The sequence below is a fragment of the Dyadobacter psychrotolerans genome (assembly GCF_004349265.1).
GTDB lineage: Bacteria > Bacteroidota > Bacteroidia > Cytophagales > Spirosomataceae > Dyadobacter > Dyadobacter psychrotolerans.
This window is the reverse complement of record NZ_SMFL01000002.1, coordinates 552,247-570,000: the sequence shown is the minus strand read 5'-3', so window position 1 is coordinate 570,000 and position 17,754 is coordinate 552,247. Positions and strand designations below refer to the sequence as shown.

16 protein-coding genes are annotated in these 17,754 nt (G+C 40.8%); 14 read left to right on the top strand and 2 right to left on the bottom strand.

Features of this window, described 5'->3' with window-relative positions:
- Positions 1-295: 295 nt before the first annotated feature.
- The 13 genes from E0F88_RS06150 (at position 296) to E0F88_RS06090 (ending at position 14,591) form a co-directional block, all read left to right on the top strand.
- Positions 296-1,651, top strand: coding sequence for an amidohydrolase family protein (locus E0F88_RS06150; protein ID WP_131957334.1), 1,356 nt, complete (start codon positions 296-298; stop codon positions 1,649-1,651).
- Positions 1,648-2,148, top strand: a complete 501-nt coding sequence (locus E0F88_RS06145; protein WP_131957333.1) for a cupin — start codon at positions 1,648-1,650, stop codon at positions 2,146-2,148. The genes E0F88_RS06150 and E0F88_RS06145 overlap by 4 nt, the downstream gene beginning before the upstream one ends.
- A 26-nt stretch (positions 2,149-2,174) precedes the next feature.
- A complete protein-coding gene (locus tag E0F88_RS06140; RefSeq protein WP_131957332.1) occupies positions 2,175-2,549 on the top strand; it encodes a VOC family protein in 375 nt (124 codons plus the stop codon).
- 188 nt (positions 2,550-2,737) lie between these two features.
- Positions 2,738-3,763, top strand: coding sequence for a hypothetical protein (locus E0F88_RS06135; protein WP_131957331.1), 1,026 nt, complete (start codon positions 2,738-2,740; stop codon positions 3,761-3,763).
- A complete protein-coding gene (locus E0F88_RS06130; protein WP_131957330.1) occupies positions 3,763-4,908 on the top strand; it encodes a glycosyltransferase family 4 protein in 1,146 nt (381 codons plus the stop codon). The genes E0F88_RS06135 and E0F88_RS06130 overlap by 1 nt, the downstream gene beginning before the upstream one ends.
- A gap of 50 nt (positions 4,909-4,958) precedes the next feature.
- On the top strand, positions 4,959-6,107 hold the full coding sequence (locus tag E0F88_RS06125; RefSeq protein WP_131957329.1) for a glycosyltransferase: 1,149 nt from the start codon (positions 4,959-4,961) through the stop codon (positions 6,105-6,107).
- Between the two features lie 60 nt (positions 6,108-6,167).
- A complete protein-coding gene (locus tag E0F88_RS06120) occupies positions 6,168-7,094 on the top strand; it encodes a glycosyltransferase family 2 protein (protein WP_131957328.1) in 927 nt (308 codons plus the stop codon).
- Positions 7,051-7,617, top strand: a complete 567-nt coding sequence (locus tag E0F88_RS06115) for a WcaF family extracellular polysaccharide biosynthesis acetyltransferase (RefSeq protein WP_131957327.1) — start codon at positions 7,051-7,053, stop codon at positions 7,615-7,617. The genes E0F88_RS06120 and E0F88_RS06115 overlap by 44 nt, the downstream gene beginning before the upstream one ends.
- Positions 7,614-8,357, top strand: coding sequence for a glycosyltransferase family 2 protein (locus E0F88_RS06110; RefSeq protein WP_131957326.1), 744 nt, complete (start codon positions 7,614-7,616; stop codon positions 8,355-8,357). Before E0F88_RS06115 ends, E0F88_RS06110 begins: the two co-directional genes overlap by 4 nt.
- Before the next feature lie 145 nt (positions 8,358-8,502).
- Complete coding sequence (locus tag E0F88_RS06105; RefSeq protein WP_131957325.1) at positions 8,503-9,711, top strand: MraY family glycosyltransferase; 1,209 nt, start codon at positions 8,503-8,505, stop codon at positions 9,709-9,711.
- 92 nt (positions 9,712-9,803) lie between these two features.
- Complete coding sequence (locus E0F88_RS06100; protein ID WP_131957324.1) at positions 9,804-12,074, top strand: NADP-dependent malic enzyme; 2,271 nt, start codon at positions 9,804-9,806, stop codon at positions 12,072-12,074.
- A 219-nt stretch (positions 12,075-12,293) separates the two neighbouring features.
- Positions 12,294-13,370, top strand: coding sequence for an isoaspartyl peptidase/L-asparaginase family protein (locus E0F88_RS06095; protein ID WP_131957323.1), 1,077 nt, complete (start codon positions 12,294-12,296; stop codon positions 13,368-13,370).
- Between the two features lie 105 nt (positions 13,371-13,475).
- Positions 13,476-14,591 (top strand): T9SS type A sorting domain-containing protein, encoded by a 1,116-nt coding sequence (locus E0F88_RS06090; protein ID WP_131957322.1) that lies wholly within the window; start codon positions 13,476-13,478, stop codon positions 14,589-14,591.
- A 479-nt stretch (positions 14,592-15,070) separates the two neighbouring features.
- Here E0F88_RS06090 and E0F88_RS06085 read toward each other — a convergent pair whose 3' ends face one another.
- Positions 15,071-15,955 carry an alpha/beta fold hydrolase gene (locus E0F88_RS06085; RefSeq protein WP_229213689.1) on the bottom strand — a complete coding sequence of 295 codons (885 nt, stop codon included), beginning with the start codon at positions 15,953-15,955 and terminating at the stop codon, positions 15,071-15,073.
- 216 nt (positions 15,956-16,171) lie between these two features.
- Here E0F88_RS06085 and epsC point away from each other — a divergent pair, with 216 nt between their 5' ends.
- Entirely contained in the window at positions 16,172-17,020 is an 849-nt protein-coding gene (gene epsC, locus E0F88_RS06080; protein WP_131957320.1) for a serine O-acetyltransferase EpsC, read from the top strand.
- Here the strand turns inward: epsC and E0F88_RS06075 are convergent.
- Positions 17,001-17,594, bottom strand: a complete 594-nt coding sequence (locus E0F88_RS06075) for a TetR/AcrR family transcriptional regulator (RefSeq protein WP_131957319.1) — start codon at positions 17,592-17,594, stop codon at positions 17,001-17,003. The genes epsC and E0F88_RS06075 overlap by 20 nt on opposite strands.
- Positions 17,595-17,754: the final 160 nt, after the last annotated feature.

Here is a 17,754-nt window from a genome sequence, read left to right as displayed (position 1 = left end):
AAATAAGGAGACTCATAAAAGTTCAACACCGGTTGATTCAATAAATTTGGATTGCAGAAACCTTCTATCTTGTCATAGTTATTAGTTTAAGTGATATTTAATTACAGATATTTATCTACAAGATATGGCATTTGTTTTATTAAAATTAAGACTGAAATCAAAATACTTTCAGTTCCTTATATTGTAAATTTTTATCCTTAAAAAGCCATATTTTAACAAAAAAGACATATCTTAAAGGTACAGGATATTCCTGTGCTGGTATGTTTTTTTGATGAGCCGTATTAAAGAATCAACAATGAACCGTATAAAAATTTCTGCCCTTTCTCTGGTACTCATAATTTTAAATAGCATCTTTTCTTTCGCTCAGCGGAAGCCTATTTTGCTTAAAAATGTTACTCTGGTCGACGGAAGCGGCACAGCATCCCGGCAAGGGCTGGATATTCTTATTAAAAACGACCGCATTGCCCAAATTGGAAATGGAATATCCGGGAACGCCTTCACAACCATCAACTTATCCGGCAAAACAGTAATGCCCTCTCTCATCTCAGCTCATACCCATGTGGGAACATTGAAGGGCAACACCTCTAATGCGGAAAACTACACCCGAGGTAATGTTCTGAGGCAGCTAAAACAATATCAGGATTACGGAATTAATTCGGTTCTCGTGATGGGCACCGACAGACCAATGCTTTTCGAAACAGGATTGCGTGACTCAACTGTTGCAGGTCTGTTGCCCGGTGCACGACTTTTTTCAGCCGGTTATGGTTTTAATACTCCGGACCCGTCTCCCGGATCATGGATGAACCTGCTGTTCCGACCTGAAACCGCCGATGAAGTACCGGCAATGATTGAAATGCTCGCATTGAACAAACCAACTGTAGTTAAAATGTGGGTGGACGATCATGGTGCCAAGTCCGGGAAAATGAAGCCTGAGATTTATCAGGCAATTATCCGCGAAGCCCACAAAAGAAACATCAGGGTTGCAGCGCATTTATTTTATGTAGACGACGCCCTGGCACTTACTCAGGCCGGTCTGGATGTTATGGCACACAGCATTCGCGACAGAGAAGTTACTGATGAATTATTAAAGGAAATGAAAGCGAAAAATGTCATCTACATTCCTACGCTTTCACTCGATCACTATGCATATATTTATGCCGATAACCCGGCCTGGATTCAGGATGATTTTTTCAAATCTTCGCTTGAACCAGGTGTTTGGGAAATGATTACTGATAAAACTTATCAGGACAAAATCAGGAATGCTCCTGAGTACACAAAAAATAAAGAAGCAGCAAAAGTTGCCATGATCAACCTGAAAAAAATTGCTGATGCAGGAATTACTGTTGCACTGGGAACAGACTCCGGAGCATTCCCAATCCGCCCACAAGGATTTTCTGAACATTATGATCTGGAACTGATGGTTCAGTCAGGTATAAGCCCGGTTAAGGCGATTCGTGCGGGAACGGCAAACGCTGCGAAAGCACTTGGCATTGATGCTGATTTTGGAACGATCGTGGTTGGTAAAAAAGCGGATTTCGTTATTTTGGAAGCGAACCCGGAAAGCAACATTAAGAATACCAGAAAAATACATTCAGTCTGGAAGGATGGTAAAGAGGTGAGTAAAGGAATTTTAAACACCAGCAAAAAATGACTCCCGAATTGCATCACTTTGAAGATGATGGGATTATTCCGAATAATAAATTGCCACTGCTGATCTATCGGCATGCGTTTTCTGCGCGAAAAGAGGAAGGTGCACTTTGGCTGGAAAAACGATTTGCCGGTCAAAACTGGTCTAATTTCTGGCTAAACGGAATTTACAACTACCATCATTACCACAGCATCACACACGAAGTACTGGGCGTCTATGCCGGTAGTGCTTCTGTCCAGTTTGGTGGTGAAAGTGGAACAATCATAACCATTGACGCGGGAGATATTATCATTATCCCGGCTGGTGTGGGGCATAAAAATATTTTTTCTTCTGAGGACTTTGCCGTTGCCGGAGCTTACCCGGAAGGTCATTCTTATGACGTACTTAAAGGTGAAGCAGGTGAAAGACCTTTTGCAGACCAGAGAATTGCAGCCGTTCCAATTCCCGAATCGGATCCGTTGCTGGGAAAAAATAAAGGATTGTCAAAAATATGGTCTTAGATTTGAGGACCAATAATAACATAACAATGAAAATTGAATTTACCCGGCTGGATCACATCATGCTGTGCATTCCGGAAGGAAAGGAAGAAGAAGCCAGGAATTTTTATGGAAAGGTTCTAGGCCTGACAGAATTGAACGATCTGGGTTACACTATTCCGAACAACGCCATTTGGTTTCAGATTGGTGACATCCAGCTTCATATTCGTTCTGCAAATTTAACGGAGCAAGTTTCTCAGCGACATCCGGCCTTTGAAATTACAAATCTTGCAGCGGCAGAATTGGTTCTGGTATCGCACGGAATTTCTGTTAAACATGAAAGTGTAATCCCTGGCAGGAAGCGATTTTCATTTTGGGATCCATTTGGTAATCGTATCGAATTGATCGAATATTCGAATGATTAAGTCATATGTGCCGATACTTCAACGTATAAAAGTGGTCTGACTTTCTTTTGGATATTAAGTAAGAAGGTCAGGGAAGACCGTTGGCTAAACGAAAACATATATTCCGATCCTGAATCAATCAAAAAATCGTAAATGGAAAAAGTAATTCTAAATTTGCAATTGGATTCATCGCAGGCACAATACCATTTATGTTAAAAAACTTTTTAAGATTTATTATTATCATCACACTACTAGCCGGAGTTACAGAACTTATGTTAAGGTTTGGATTCGGCTTTTGCAATGCTCCCCTTTATATAAATGACCCGGATTTTGAATATATCTATGCACCAAATCAGGAAGTTACCCGATTTGGGCACCTGGTTAGAACCAATAGTTTGTCAATGCGTAGCGATGAGGTTTCTTCTTCGGATACCACAGTAATTCTTTTGGTAGGTGATTCGGTAATAAACGGCGGAAGCCTCACCGACCACGATAGCATCGGTTCGACCATGCTGGAAAAACGGTTTCTCAAAACCTTTGGCAGAAAAATCCGGATATTAAATATTTCAGCCGGCTCCTGGGGACCGGACAACATTGCCGCTTATCTTAAAAAATACGGTCTTTTTAAAGCGAAACTTATATGCCTTGTGACAAGTAGCCACGATGCACATGATATTATGTCCGGAGATAGTCCTGTTGGTAAAGATCCAACGATGCCGGACAAACAATATAAAGTTGCACTGGTGGAATTATGGGAAAAATACCACCTTATTTTTTGGTATCACCTGCTAATTATGATGGAGTCTTTTTCTGAACCTGATCAAAAGCTGGAGGAAGTAAAGGAAAAACTGGTTGCGTCTCTGCCGGAATCCGTCCGAAAAGATTCAATTAAAAAAATGGAGCTCAACGACGCAGGAATTCACAAACCAGGAGTAGGCTTTAATCCGGGCTATCAGCAGCTTTATGATATGGCGAAAGCGGATTCTATTCCATTTTTCATCTACCTGCATCCTGAAATATCGGAAGTGGAGCTAGGCCATTTCAATGACCAGGGACAGGAAATATTAGCTTTTGCAAAGGAAAGAAATATCAGGCTTATCAATGAATTTGATTTAGGAATAGATTTAAAATATTATCGCATAAAAGACGTGATTCACTACAACAACCAGGGACAGGTATTTCTTGCAAACAATCTGTATCCGCTTTTCTCTGAGTATCTAAAAAATAGGAATTGATGCGCATTCTTGTCGTTCACAACCAATTATGGGCTCATTATAAGTCAAAGCTGTTTAGTGAAATCAATAGCTGCCTGATCAGAAAATACCCGGACGCTGAATTTTTAGTTGCTCAAATTGCCTTGTACGAAGCGGCAAGAAGCGGCATGCGGGATCAGGACAATTTTGTTTACGAATATCCTTATAAGGTTTTGTTTGATACAAGTCTTGACAAAGTTGGTTTTAAAGATAGATTATTTGAACTGATCAAAACATTCGATCAGTTTAAGCCCACTGTTTTAAATGTAACCGGCTATTTCGATTGGGCTCAGGTTCTTTTAATGATATATGCCAAAACAAAAGGTGTAAAAATTGTACTGTCATCCGAATCATCCTCAGGGGATCATGGCCGCTCAGCGCTAAAAGAAAAAATCAAAAGCCGTATTGTTGGCATGGCTGACGCTTTCTTTTGTTTTGGAAAAACCTCTGTTGATTATATGATCAGCCTGGGCGTGAATCCTTCCAAAATTGCAGTGGACAACGCTGCTGTTATTGATGAGGATGTCGTAAAACTGAATTTTGAAGAATCAAAACGCTTATTTCAAAGCGAAATAGCCAGAAATAAAACCTTTGTTTTTGTAGGAAGACTGGCTGAGGAAAAGAATCTAAAAATGTTGTTATGTGCTTTTACAAATCTGCAAATCCAAGAACCGGATGCGAAATCCTGGAACTTGCTGTTTGTTGGCGATGGTCCTGAAAAACAGAATTTGGAAAAACTTGCACTAGACAGTCCTTTTCCAGACAATATCAGTTTTACAGGTGGTTTGCCATGGCACAGAGTACCAGCCTGGCTCGCCAGAAGCAGCGTTCTTGTGCTTCCGAGTAAGTCCGAACCCTGGGGGCTGGTTGTAAACGAAGCCATGGTCTGCAGCATGCCTGTGATCGTTTCTGAAAAATGCGGCTGTGTGCAGGATCTTGTTCAGGATGGAGGAAATGGTTTCACATTCAATCCTGACAAACAACATGACCTGGAAAAGGTATTACTGTTTTATATTCAAAATCAGGAGCAGATTGAAATCATGGGGGCGAAATCGGCAAATCTGATCAAACGGTTTTCTTCTAAAAAAGTAGCAGAAGAAATGGTCAGTTGCTATAACAAACTGTAATTGAGAGTTGTCTATTAGTAAAAGCGCACTATGTGCAGAAGAATATAAATATGCGAATTTTAAATATTTGCGCCTATACCTGGGCAATTGGCGGGCCTGCAAGAATTATTTATGACCACACAACCGAAGTACTTGCCCAGGGCCATCAGGTAGATATCCTGAGCCCGATGACTCCCGGCGAAAAAAGCTATCCGTTGCCCGCCGGAGCCCGGCTGATTGAATGTCCCAGATCAACGCCCATCAGCAACTACTACCGGGAATTTTCAATTGCAATGTATCGCTATCTGAAAGCGCATATTCAGGAGTATGATGTGATTCATATGCATGGTATATGGCATTTTGGAAGTCTTGCACCGTTTTTATTACCCAACCATGCCGTATTGGTGATAACCATCCACGGTCTGCTCGATCACTGGGCAGTGAACCACAGCAAATGGAAAAAACAGCTGGTTACACTTCTTTACCAAAAGCGACTATTAGGAAAAGCGGATCTGATTCAAATTAACAATACAGATGAAGAACAGGACGTAATCCGTTATCTGGGCTACCGGCCAAAGAATATGGTGATTGTTCCAAATGGAATGAAGGCGTCTGAATATGCCAACCTTCCGGAAAAAGGAATTTTCCGGAGTAAATATGGGATAGCAACTGATAAAAGGATGATCCTGTTTATGGGCAGGCTGAATATCAAGAAAGGTCTGGACCTGTTGCTGCCTGCATTTTTAAAAATTCATGAGCAGGTCCCGGAAGCTGTACTGGTGCTTGCCGGCCCTGACGACGGTTATCAAACACAGACAGAAAATTTTATCAAAGCGCACTGTCTTGAAAATAAAATCAAACTGGTCGGCATGCTTACGGATACAGTAAAAAAGGAAGCACTCTCCGATGCGGACATGTTCGCACTTCCCTCCTACTCGGAAGGCTTTTCAATAGCTGTTCTGGAAGCTATGACCTCAAAAGTACCAACACTTGTTTCCGACCGCGTAGGCTTTGGCGATTATATCAAACGATACGAAGCGGCCTATCTGGCACCTCTGACTGTTGAAGGTGTTGCGGAAGGACTTCTTAAAATATTGCAAGATCAAAATTACGCCGAAACCAGGGTAAAAAGCGCTTATAGAATGGTGACGGAAAACTTTGACATTAAGGTAGTTGCCAATCAATTATTGGAAGAATACAAGAAAGTAAAGAAAATCTGATTACCTTTGCGGCACGATAAAACGCGCTTCTAACAAAATAAAACCAGTATATAAGTTTGTATGATTGATCTGTCCGTCATCATTTTAACGCACAATGAGTCTCAGCACATTGAACGATGCATTAAAAGCCTTCAGCAGGTTACGGATAAAATCTTCATTGTTGATTCCTTCTCGACCGATAACACGGTTTCACTAGCAGCCTCTCTTGGAGCTATAGTTGTTCAAAATCCCTGGGTTTCTTATGCTTTTCAGTTTAATCATGGCATCCGTAGCAATCCGTTTCAGACTAAATGGCTGATGCGTATGGATGCAGATGAATATATTACTGCTGAATTAGCACAGGAACTTACCTCTTCCTTATCAGCCATACCTGAGCAGGTTACGGGCCTCTATGTGAAACGCCGCGTTTTCTTTATGAATCAATGGATCAGACGTGGTGGATATTATCCAATATGGCTTCTTCGGATATGGAGGAATGGCCTGGGTATTTGTGAAGAGCTATGGATGGATGAGCATATTAAAGTAAGCAGGGGTGAAACTGCGCAGCTTCAAAACGACATTGTTGACCATAACCTCAATAACCTGACCTGGTGGACGCAAAAGCATAATAATTACGCAATAAGGGAGGTAATCGATTTATTGAATATAAAATATAACTTTGGAAATACGCCGACGGTTGAACCCGATTTTTGGGGAAACCAGGAACAGCGAACACGTTATCTGAAAATCAAATACGCGAATCTGCCCCTGTTCACCAGGCCGTTTCTGTATTTTCTTTTTAGATATTTTATAAAATTAGGCTTTTTGGACGGTAAAAAAGGCCTTGTCTGGCACTTTTTACAAGGGTTTTGGTATCGGTTTCTGGTTGATGCCAAAATATTCGAAGTTTACCAAAAGGCCGGGAAGAATAAGCAGGATATCGTATCTCATTTTAGGACAGAATATGGAAAAGACCTTGCAAGCCCGCACCAATCTGTCCGCCTATAACAACAGCTGGTACAAACCAGGAAGCAGAGGAAAACAACTACTTTGGTATATCAGCTCCAGGCTGTTTATTAATACCTATTTGCCATTTCCAATGTTTGTAAAAAGATCTGTATTAAAAGCCTTTGGGGCACAGCTGGGAGTTAATGTTGTGATAAAACCAAAGGTGAATATCAAATACCCATGGTATCTGAAAATTGGAGATAACACCTGGATTGGCGAAAAAGTGTGGATAGATAACCTCACTTTGGTGACTTTACGGACAAATGTCTGTCTATCTCAGGGTTGTTTTTTGTTAACAGGAAATCATAATTACACAAAAAGTACTTTTGATTTAACGGTTAAAGAGATTGTCATTGAAGATGGAGCATGGATAGGAGCGCAGGCGACCGTTTGCCCGGGAGTTACAGTTGGCTCACATGCAGTGCTTACCGTTAATTCTGTTGCAACCGGCAATCTGGAACCTTACGCTATTTACCAGGGCAATCCGGCGAAGTTTGTTAAAATACGAAATTTGAATCAGTGAAAGTAACTATAATAACAGTTGTCTACAACGGCCGGAATACGATCTCATCATGTATAGATTCGGTTCTGATGCAGGATTACGACAATATTGAGTACATTATCATTGATGGAAAATCTTCTGACGGAACGATTGAAGTGATCCGGTCATATGAAAACAGGATTTTTCGGTTAATCAGCGAACCGGACAAAGGTATTTATGATGCGATGAATAAAGGCCTTGACCTCGCTACGGGAGATGTTATCGGGTTGTTGAATGCAGACGATTTTTATGAAAGCAAAACGGTGATTTCCAGCATCGTGGAAACTTTCAAAGCAACAGGAGCAGATGGTGTATTCGGAGATTTGCAGTACGTAGATGCGGCTGACCAATCAAAGGTGACCAGAAATTGGGTAGCCGGAATTTATAAAAAAGGTAGTTTTTTACACGGATGGATGCCTCCGCATCCAACTTTATTTTTGAAAAAATCGGTTTATAAAAACTTCGGTTTTTTCAGACTGGATATAGGAAGTGCAGCGGATTATGAACTGATGCTCCGATTTATTCATAAAGCAGGTATAAAAATTGCATATGTTCCTCGGATTTTAGTCAAAATGAGAGCAGGCGGTGTTAGTAACAGTTCTATTGCAAACAGGCTGGCAGCAAATCGAAATGACCGTAAAGCATGGACAGTCAACGGACTAAATCCTCATTTTTACACGCTGTGGTTAAAACCGCTGAGAAAGATATTACAATTTCTGTAAAGCTGTTAACAACTTTCAGTTTTTAAAATAATAAATAATTGATAACCAGTTAAATAATTTTCAATTGGTTTGAAATTACATCAAGTTTGAATTATAATAATGGTACGTTTCCTTTTAAAATGTCCTCTTTTCATCATCAATTAAAATGGATCTAAAACTACCTATGCAAATATTAAGTGACGGAAATTTCAACAGCATTGTACACCATGATGTGTATCAATGTATACTTTCGTTTTTGATTGCGTGTTTCTTGTCAATTATTTCGATTCCGGTCATTATTAACCTCTCTAACCTGTTACACCTTACCGCTAAACCAGGTTTCAGAAGTTCTCATGAGGCAGAAACACCTACCCTTGGTGGAATTGCGATCTTTGCCGCTACACTGATTGCTTATTTTCTTTGGCCGCATTCGGAAAATGTTTTGGATTCCAACACCATCAATCTTTCGATGACGGGAATTATCATTCTGTTTTTCCTGGGGCTTAAAGACGATATCCTTGCTGTAGATCCAACCAAAAAACTGATCATTCAAATATTCGCTTCGCTGATTCTTGTGGCGATGGGAAACTTCAAGGTCGATAATTTTTACGGAATATTTGGAATCAACTCAGTTCCGGATATTGTCAGCATCCCTCTTACTGTATTTATTTTTATCGCCATTATTAACGCAATCAATCTGATCGATGGTATTGACGGCCTTGCTGGTGGTATCAGCCTGATTGCCGGTATTGGCTTTGGAATCTGGTTCATCTTCAATGATCACTTTTCTTTTGGTTGTCTGGCTTTTGCGATGTCGGGATCACTGCTTGGATTTCTTCGCTTCAACTTCTCAAAAACAAGCAAGATCTTCATGGGCGACACAGGTTCATTGATCGTGGGCTATTTGCTTTCGATATTTGCAGTAGAATTCCTTTCTTTGAACGTGAGCTACCTGCACGACCCAAATGCCTATTTCAATGCACCAATCATCGTAATGGTTCTGCTAATTGTACCAATATTTGACACACTGAGGGTATTTATTGTGCGAATTGTGAAAGGCGGATCTCCTTTCATTGCAGATCGCAATCACATGCACCACATTCTTATCGACAATGGCTTAAACCACTTCTGGGCATCTTTTACACTTTGGATGGTAACCATTTTAAATACAACACTATTCTTTGCTTTTCACGGAGATATCACCAATACGGCTTCCATGTACATTTATATTGGCATGTTTGGTGCGTATATGATTTTTGCCTACTACATGAAAAAACGCGTCGCAGTACGGAATGAGAAAAAAAAACTGGCTGAAACTCATTCATTTACAAAAGAGAATATCTCCTCCGCACAAAAAGTTCTTCGTGACCTTTAAATACAAATGTCAAATTTGAGATAATTTGGCCAGTTTGTTAATGCCGTTGTATTGAATGTTTGTACCTTAGTGCGAACAATTGTCCAACAGGTATGAACAAAAAGATCAGAAAAGAAGACGCTCTTTATTACCACTCCAAAGGAAGACCCGGGAAAATACAGGTTATTCCAACCAAAGAGACAAACACGCAGAGGGATCTTTCCCTTGCCTATTCACCAGGTGTAGCTGAACCTTGTCTCGAAATCGCTGCAAATGTAGAAAATGCTTATTTATATACTGCAAAAGGAAACCTGGTTGCTGTCATCAGTAACGGTACTGCTGTTTTGGGCTTAGGCGATATTGGTCCGGAAGCTTCTAAACCGGTTATGGAAGGTAAAGGCTTGCTTTTCAAAATATATTCTGATATTGATGTTTTTGATATCGAACTGAACACAAAAGATGTCGACGAATTCGTAAGAACGGTCAAAATTCTTGAACCAACATTTGGTGGAATAAACCTGGAAGACATTAAAGCTCCCGAGTGTTTCGAAATTGAAGCACGTCTCAAAAAAGAGCTCAATATTCCTGTGATGCATGATGATCAGCACGGAACAGCTATCATCAGTGCAGCTGCCATGCTTAACGCTTTGGTACTGGTTAAAAAGAATATCGGAGATATCCGTGTGGTTGTTTCAGGCGCCGGTGCTTCGGCTGTGTCTTGTACAAAGTTGTACTTATCGCTTGGAGTTGATCCTCAGAAAGTAGCAATGTTTGACACAAAAGGCCATGTAAACAATGCCCGTACGGATTTGAACGAAATGAAGCGCCAGTTTGCAACGGATGTTGCTTACGGCTCTTTGGAAGAAGCAATGGTAGGTGCTGACCTATTCCTAGGTTTGTCAACTGCCGATATCGTATCAAAAGAAATGGTTATTTCGATGGCTAAAGACCCTATCGTTTTGGCGATGGCGAATCCTAACCCTGAGATTCCTTATCCTGATGCTGTTGCGGCCAGAGAAGATGTGATCATGGCCACGGGTCGTTCTGACTATCCTAACCAGGTTAACAACGTTTTAGGTTTTCCATACATTTTTAGAGGTGCTTTGGATGTAAGAGCAACTGAAATCAATGAAGAAATGAAACTGGCAGCCGTTCATGCTTTGGCAGAACTTGCCAGAAAACCTGTGCCGGACATTGTTAATCTTGCTTACAATGAAACCAATATTGTCTTCGGGCAAAATTATATCATTCCAAAACCGGTGGATCCACGCCTACTTACTACAGTAGCTCCGGCTGTTGCGAAGGCTGCTATTGCTACCGGTGTTGCAAGAAAGATTATTACCGACTGGGACGCTTACGAACAGGAGCTGTCTAATCGTTTGGGACGCAATGAACAGCTTTCGCGTGTTATCCTGAACAAGGCAAAAATTGATCCGAAAAGGGTTGTCTTCGCCGATGCAGAAAACATTCAGGTTTTAAGAGCTGCGCAGCAGGTGCGTGATGAAGGAATTGCAATACCCATTTTACTTGGAAATAAGGAAACAATTCAGAAGCTGATTTCTGAAAGCAAACTGGATCTAGGAGATGTTTCAATCGTTGATCCCCGTGCAGAAGAAAATGAGGCAATCATTGATGTGTACGCGAACAAACTTTACGAAAAAAGACAACGTAAAGGTTTAACTCCAATCGAAGCGCGCAGAACGATCTACTTTAAAAGTTATTTCGGTTCTATGATGGTCGAAAACGGCGATGCAGATGCGTTCATTTCCGGCTTAACGAGAACATATCCTGACACCATTCGTCCGGCACTTCATGTCATCGGAAAACAGGATGATGTAAATAAAGTGGCTGGGATGTACATTTTGCTTACTCCAAAAGGGCCGTTGTTTTTCTCGGATACAACTGTAAATCTAGATCCGACTGTTGACGAAATTGTAGAGATTACTGAGCTTACTGCCAGAACGATCGAACAGTTTAATATTCAGCCGCGTATTGCTTTGGTTACTTATGCAAACTACGGAAGCGCAGGAGGAAAAGATGCGGAAAAAATGAGCGCTGCAACTGCAATTCTTAAAAAGCGGAATCCAAACATGATTGTTGAAGGTGAAATGCAGGCTCATCTTGCGTTTAATACTTCTTTATTAAAAGAAAATCACCCGTTTAGTGCCCTAGTTGACGGTGGTGCAAATACTTTGATCTTTCCGAATTTGTCGGCAAGTAATATCGCTTACAACTTATTAAAAGAAGCGGCTGAACTGGAAACAATCGGGCCTATCCTTTTAGGTATGAAAAAACCTGTTCACGTTTTGCAATTGGGAAGTTCAGTGCGCGAAATCGTAAATATGGTAGCTATTGCTGTTGTGGAAGCGCAAATGAAACATTAATTTGAGTTTCTGTTGAAAGGTTTAAGTGAGCCGGTAACCTGCCGCACCAACCTTCTAGTCAGATTCGGTTTACTTCAAAGCCGTTCGCACACTGCGGGCGGCTTTGAATGTTTTAGGGCTATCTGCAAATTATTAAGATAAATAATCATTAATGCACGAATCTGTCCGACATTTCATCGATTGTTAGTAGATTTGATCAAATAAAATTCGTTACGCTTTATGAAAAAGATCTGCCTCGTTCTGTTATTCTGCCTGATGAAATTCTCAATTTATGCACAAGACTATTCCGACAAAATAACCCTGGTGATTCACGGTGGTGCAGGAACAATTACAAGAGCCAATATGACAGCCGATCAGGAAAAAGCCTATAGGGCAGTTTTAAATACAGCTTTGCAAAATGGATACGCCGTCTTAAAGAAAGGTGGCACAAGTATCCAGGCTGTTCAGGCAGCTATAATGGTCATGGAAGACTCTCCTCTTTTCAACGCGGGTAAAGGTGCGGTTTTTACAAACGAAGGCAAAAATGAACTGGACGCCTCAATCATGGAGGGAAAAACATTGAAAGCAGGAGCTATCGCCGGAGTGACTACCATAAAAAATCCGATTAGGGCTGCGATAGCAGTAATGGAAAAATCGCCGCATGTGCTTATGGCTGGAAAAGGAGCTGACCTTTTTGCCAAAGAACAAGGCCTGGAAATCGTCGACCCATCCTATTTTTATACCGAAGCCAGATATAAAGCATTACTTAAAGCGAAAGAAGAAGAAAAGATCGAGCTTGACCACACTGACGACACTAAAAAGGAAATTGAAAAAAGCCCCAAAACCGGATACACTAAACAGGAAAATTTAATTTTTACGGAGGGTAAAAAATTCGGGACTGTTGGATGCGTAGCCCTGGATAAGTTCGGAAACCTGGCAGCGGGTACTTCAACGGGCGGAATGACCAACAAAAGATACGGCCGTGTAGGTGACGCCCCAATCATTGGAGCAGGAACATACGCAAACAATGCAACCTGTGCAGTATCTGCAACAGGTCATGGCGAATTCTTTATCAGATCCGTGGTAGCTTATGACATATCCGCCTTAATGGAATACAAAGGGCTATCCGTCAAAGATGCAGCTGATGAAGTTGTCATGAAAAAACTGGTAGAACGCGGGGGTGAAGGGGGCATTATTGCACTGGACAGAAATGGCAACATTGCCATGCCTTTCAACAGCGAAGGCATGTACCGGGGTTTTATAAAAGCAAACGGTACGAGCGAAATTCTGATCTATAAAGATGAGATAAGAAAATAGTAACTGTTGGTTATTTATTGTTGATTTCTTAAGCAGGAAACATACAAACTATGCCGGATTGATCGTTTTGATCTTATATTAATCAATGGATCAATTTCTGCTGTAATGAAATATATTTATAAAATTTCCCTTTTCTTAATTGCAGTTTTGTTTAGCCATTTTTCTCAGGCTACCCATCTTCAGGGAGGAGAAATCCGGGTTGCCCACGCCGGAGGACAAACTTATAAAATTTCCGTTCTGATTTATTTTGACATGATAAATGGCCCCGGCGCGACTGTTGCGCAGAACAATGTGCAAGTTTGTATGGGTGATGGAAAAGTTGTGACTTTTGAAAGATCATCATTCGAAGCATTGCCGGAAGGGAAAGGAATCTACGTAGGTAAATATGAAGGAAACTATACCTATGCTTCTTTTGGAACTTACCAGATTTCCGCCGCCTTGGAAAACCGTAATTCGGGAGTTTTGAATTTACAGAACGGAGATCGATATCCCATGTTTATCTGGACTGTGTTAACTACTGAAGTGCCAAACTCTACACCGGTTCTTCCCTACCTTCAGTTTCAGGCGGGTGTTCGTCAAATATTCACTGTTGACTTAAAACCTACAGATACCGAAGCAGACAGTGTAAGTTTCCGTCTGCAGAAACTGAGCAAGCCTTCGCCCGGAACCTGCGGGGTTCGCAGTATCGATCAGGAATTCATATATCCCAATGATGTAAGCAAATCAGGAACTTTTAAAATTGATCAGACAACAAGAAAACTAATCTGGAAAGCCCCTGAAAAAATAGGAAGTTATCTGTTTGCTGTTGTGGCGGATGAATGGAGAAACGGGATTAAAATTTCTGAAACCTACCGGGAGGGAACCATCAATGTGATAGACAAGCCGGGAGAAACTGTTGAAATTCCTCCTTATGAAGAGGCTGAAAGTAGTGCTGGTACAGGTCCCAAGCCAAATCCCGATTCCGAAAAAATTTCTATTGCAATTCAGGCATATCCTGTCCCAACCGATGATTTTATCAATGTGAAAGTACAGAGTAAAAACCGGTCGATCATTACCTTGCAGCTGATTGATTTGCAGGGCAGGATTTTACAGCAGATCAGTTCACGCTCGGCCGAAATTCTTTTCCAGGAACAATTTGATGTACGTGATTATGCGAGCGGAATCTACTTGATCAGAGCAGAAAATGATACTGAATCTGTAACGCAAAAAATTATTCGATAACAAACGATCGCCGGATGTTTCAGTAAAACATCCGGCTCTTTATTTCTCCGGCTTTTACTGCCATCTTATTTTTCCCGTGCAATACCCATCTTCCGGTAATAATACCAATTTATTATTCAGATTAAACACCTGTTTTATAGGCTATTACTATCCATTTGTTTTGATATCTGTATTACAGTTAATGATGTTTTAATGGTAACATCAAAAAATTGGCGTCTTAGAGTATATAGGCATCAAATCCTCCTTTACAGGTCAGAAGCGCTAAACAAAACGGGTAGAACTTTAAGTTTCATATAAAAAAATAACACCGAAAATTGAATTTCGGTGTCACCAATTTATCATAGGTTAATTATAATTCGGTAAAACGGCTGGTCAATGATCAGTCGTTTTCTTTTAATTAACGAAGGTGATAAATATTTCTTACAGTTGGATAACTGTAATGTGAAATCTTGCAAAAATAAAGTTGGAAAAAGGTTAAATTAAGGTGCCAGCTGTACTGCTGTTATTTTGTCCTGAAACAATCGGCTTCTTAAAAGCATTTCCTTAATCATATCAGCATGCGTGTATGTGATCATATGACCAGCATTTTCAAGAAAAATGTATTGTGATCTTTTACTTCTGATATGTTTCTTAGCAAATTCAATATTTGAAGGATCAGCTATCCAATCATTGCCTCCCTGGATCACAGTTGTACGAACATCAAGATTCTGCCACATAGGCAACAGTTTTCTGAGCTCATCCGCATGACTGTATTTCTCAGCTGTTGCTGTATTAAATTCCCCAGGTAAAAAAAGCTGCACAAGCGCGTTCCTACCCCACTTCGAAAACCAATAAAACTTTTCTTTTTCCGGATCTATAACCGGAGATACCATAATCAGCTCTTTAATTTTTTCCTGAGCCATGGAAACAAATTTGGCAGCAATAGGTGCGCCATACGATCTGCCAAGCACAATTATTTTTTGACTGGAATGATTTAACGCAAGTACGGGTAACAGAGCACTTGCCTGTAATTCAATAGAAGTAACAGATCTGCGTTTTTTAAGCCTTGATTTCCCATAGCCTACCCGATCCACTGAAACGATGTGAAATTGCTTCTGCAAATCGGGATCATCCATAATATTCATATATCCCCATAAAGAGCCTGGGGCACCATGAATTAGTAAAAGCATCGGCAATGTGTCGGCACCTACACTGGCCACACATAATGAAAGTGTGTCGTTTCTGATAATCTTCATTTGCGGCTTGACTTCCTTCGACGCATAGTGCTTCCTTACCTGCTTTGCCGAAATGATATATCTGGAAAAACAGGAAGAGAGAGAAACTGATAAAATCAGGATGAATAAAGCGGAACGAAAAAATCTCATAACGGACATAGGAACAAACATAACGTTGCAGCGGTACCAAAGCCATTTACTTCTAACCTCAATATACTATAAAAAGCAGTGAACTAAATTTGATGGATTTATTTTTTCCAACAATTGCTAAAAATTCAACATTTCTCTGCTTTTATTTGTTAAACAATAAAAAACAGTGCCAGTTACCACCGGTTCCTTTCAGGAGGACATTGAAAAAGGGAATAAATGACAGTTAATACGCAAAACGCATTTTTGGAACGCCTTGTTCAGCAGAATGAGATGTATAAATACAAACTGCCCTCCCGCCAGGATCCCGGCAAATTTGTTCAGCAGCTCATTAATTTTCTTTTCCCCATCAGCAAAGATTGTCAGCAAAATGAACAGCCAAAGGATATTTCAATTGCTTATGCAGACCTTCGAAAAAAACTGGGCTGTATGCTGGAACCGTTGATGCCACAAATGGAGGCTGGTAAGGAAGACCTGCTGGATTGCGTTTTTGATCAGATACCGGCGATTTATGAAATGCTTTTAAACGACGCAAGATCTATTACTGATAACGATCCGGCGTCTGTAAGCATAGAAGAAGTTATTGCTTTGTACCCTGGTTTTATGGCCATTGCTACCTACCGTATCGCACACGTTATGGCATTAGCTAAAATCCCGCTTTTACCCAGAATGCTCACTGAGTTTGCACATAGTCAGACCGGAATTGATATTCATCCCAATGCGGTCATCGGACATTCATTTTTTATTGACCACGGAACGGGAATTGTAATTGGAGAAACAACGCATATTGGCAACAACGTCAAACTTTATCAGGGCGTAACGCTGGGCGCAACACATGTTTCCAAATCGCTGGCATCAAGAAAAAGACATCCTACGATTGAAGATAATGTAGTGGTGTATGCCAATGCCACTATTTTAGGAGGTGATACTGTTATTGGCCACGACTCTATTATTGGCGGAAATGCCTGGATTGTAAGAAGCGTACCCCCACATTCTCAGGTCTACCACCAGAGCAAAGTAGAAGTACGCCAGCAAATGACACCTGCGGTTACAGAAGGCTCTTTATAAACCTTCTTACGCTATCCATGTAAACGGATTCAGCCTGCGCCAGTGCATAACGAGGCTGGGTTGTCATGGTAATGGATATAAAACCGTAGGTTAAACACCACCATTCATAGTATGTTTTGGTTACAAGCTCTCCCGCTTTTGGCCGAACTCTTGCAATCATTTCCCAAACAGGATTCCCTTTGATGTTCATCGTATGGGAATATACTTTTTTCGAATCGCAGTAAGCTCCTTCGATGTTGAACATCACCTGGAATACTTCCGGATTTTCAACAGCAAAATTCCAGATCGCCTGAGCTACTGCTGCCAGCTGTTTTTCGGCGTTTCCAAAATGACTTTTTATCTTTACAAACTCAGCCTGCAGAAAGTCAAATCCTTCGATCCGGATTGCTTCCAGAAGCTTGTCTTTACTTTCAAAATACTCGTATAATATCGGCGGGCTATATTCAATAACCTCCGCAATTTTTCGAATAGAAACGGCAGTCCAGCCGTCTTCCCGGGCGATTTCTTTGGCTGTTTTGACGATGTCGGATCGCACCTGTATTTTCAGCCGCTCTCTTCGCTCTACTATTCCCATACTTTTATATCTTTATTTGTTGAGAATCAAGTTACATACTTTCAAATATAATCATATAGTCCTTACTGCTCAAGAGCTAAGTAACTCAGCAAGGTAAAATAAGGTTGATTTCCAAAGGAAAAATAAAGCAAAACAGCCTGGCGATTCTCCTGAGGCAGAA

Coding starts and splice junctions, on each gene's coding strand:
- E0F88_RS06105 (WP_131957325.1), top strand. CDS start 8,503: ATGGATCTAAAACTACCTATGCAAATATTAAGTGACGGAAATTTCAAC.
- epsC (WP_131957320.1), top strand. CDS start 16,172: ATGACAGTTAATACGCAAAACGCATTTTTGGAACGCCTTGTTCAGCAG.
- E0F88_RS06100 (WP_131957324.1), top strand. CDS start 9,804: ATGAACAAAAAGATCAGAAAAGAAGACGCTCTTTATTACCACTCCAAA.
- E0F88_RS06135 (WP_131957331.1), top strand. CDS start 2,738: ATGTTAAAAAACTTTTTAAGATTTATTATTATCATCACACTACTAGCC.
- E0F88_RS06130 (WP_131957330.1), top strand. CDS start 3,763: ATGCGCATTCTTGTCGTTCACAACCAATTATGGGCTCATTATAAGTCA.
- E0F88_RS06115 (WP_131957327.1), top strand. CDS start 7,051: ATGGAAAAGACCTTGCAAGCCCGCACCAATCTGTCCGCCTATAACAAC.
- E0F88_RS06145 (WP_131957333.1), top strand. CDS start 1,648: ATGACTCCCGAATTGCATCACTTTGAAGATGATGGGATTATTCCGAAT.
- E0F88_RS06140 (WP_131957332.1), top strand. CDS start 2,175: ATGAAAATTGAATTTACCCGGCTGGATCACATCATGCTGTGCATTCCG.
- E0F88_RS06125 (WP_131957329.1), top strand. CDS start 4,959: ATGCGAATTTTAAATATTTGCGCCTATACCTGGGCAATTGGCGGGCCT.
- E0F88_RS06150 (WP_131957334.1), top strand. CDS start 296: ATGAACCGTATAAAAATTTCTGCCCTTTCTCTGGTACTCATAATTTTA.
- E0F88_RS06075 (WP_131957319.1), bottom strand. CDS start 17,594: ATGGGAATAGTAGAGCGAAGAGAGCGGCTGAAAATACAGGTGCGATCC.
- E0F88_RS06085 (WP_229213689.1), bottom strand. CDS start 15,955: ATGAGATTTTTTCGTTCCGCTTTATTCATCCTGATTTTATCAGTTTCT.
- E0F88_RS06120 (WP_131957328.1), top strand. CDS start 6,168: ATGATTGATCTGTCCGTCATCATTTTAACGCACAATGAGTCTCAGCAC.
- E0F88_RS06095 (WP_131957323.1), top strand. CDS start 12,294: ATGAAAAAGATCTGCCTCGTTCTGTTATTCTGCCTGATGAAATTCTCA.
- E0F88_RS06090 (WP_131957322.1), top strand. CDS start 13,476: ATGAAATATATTTATAAAATTTCCCTTTTCTTAATTGCAGTTTTGTTT.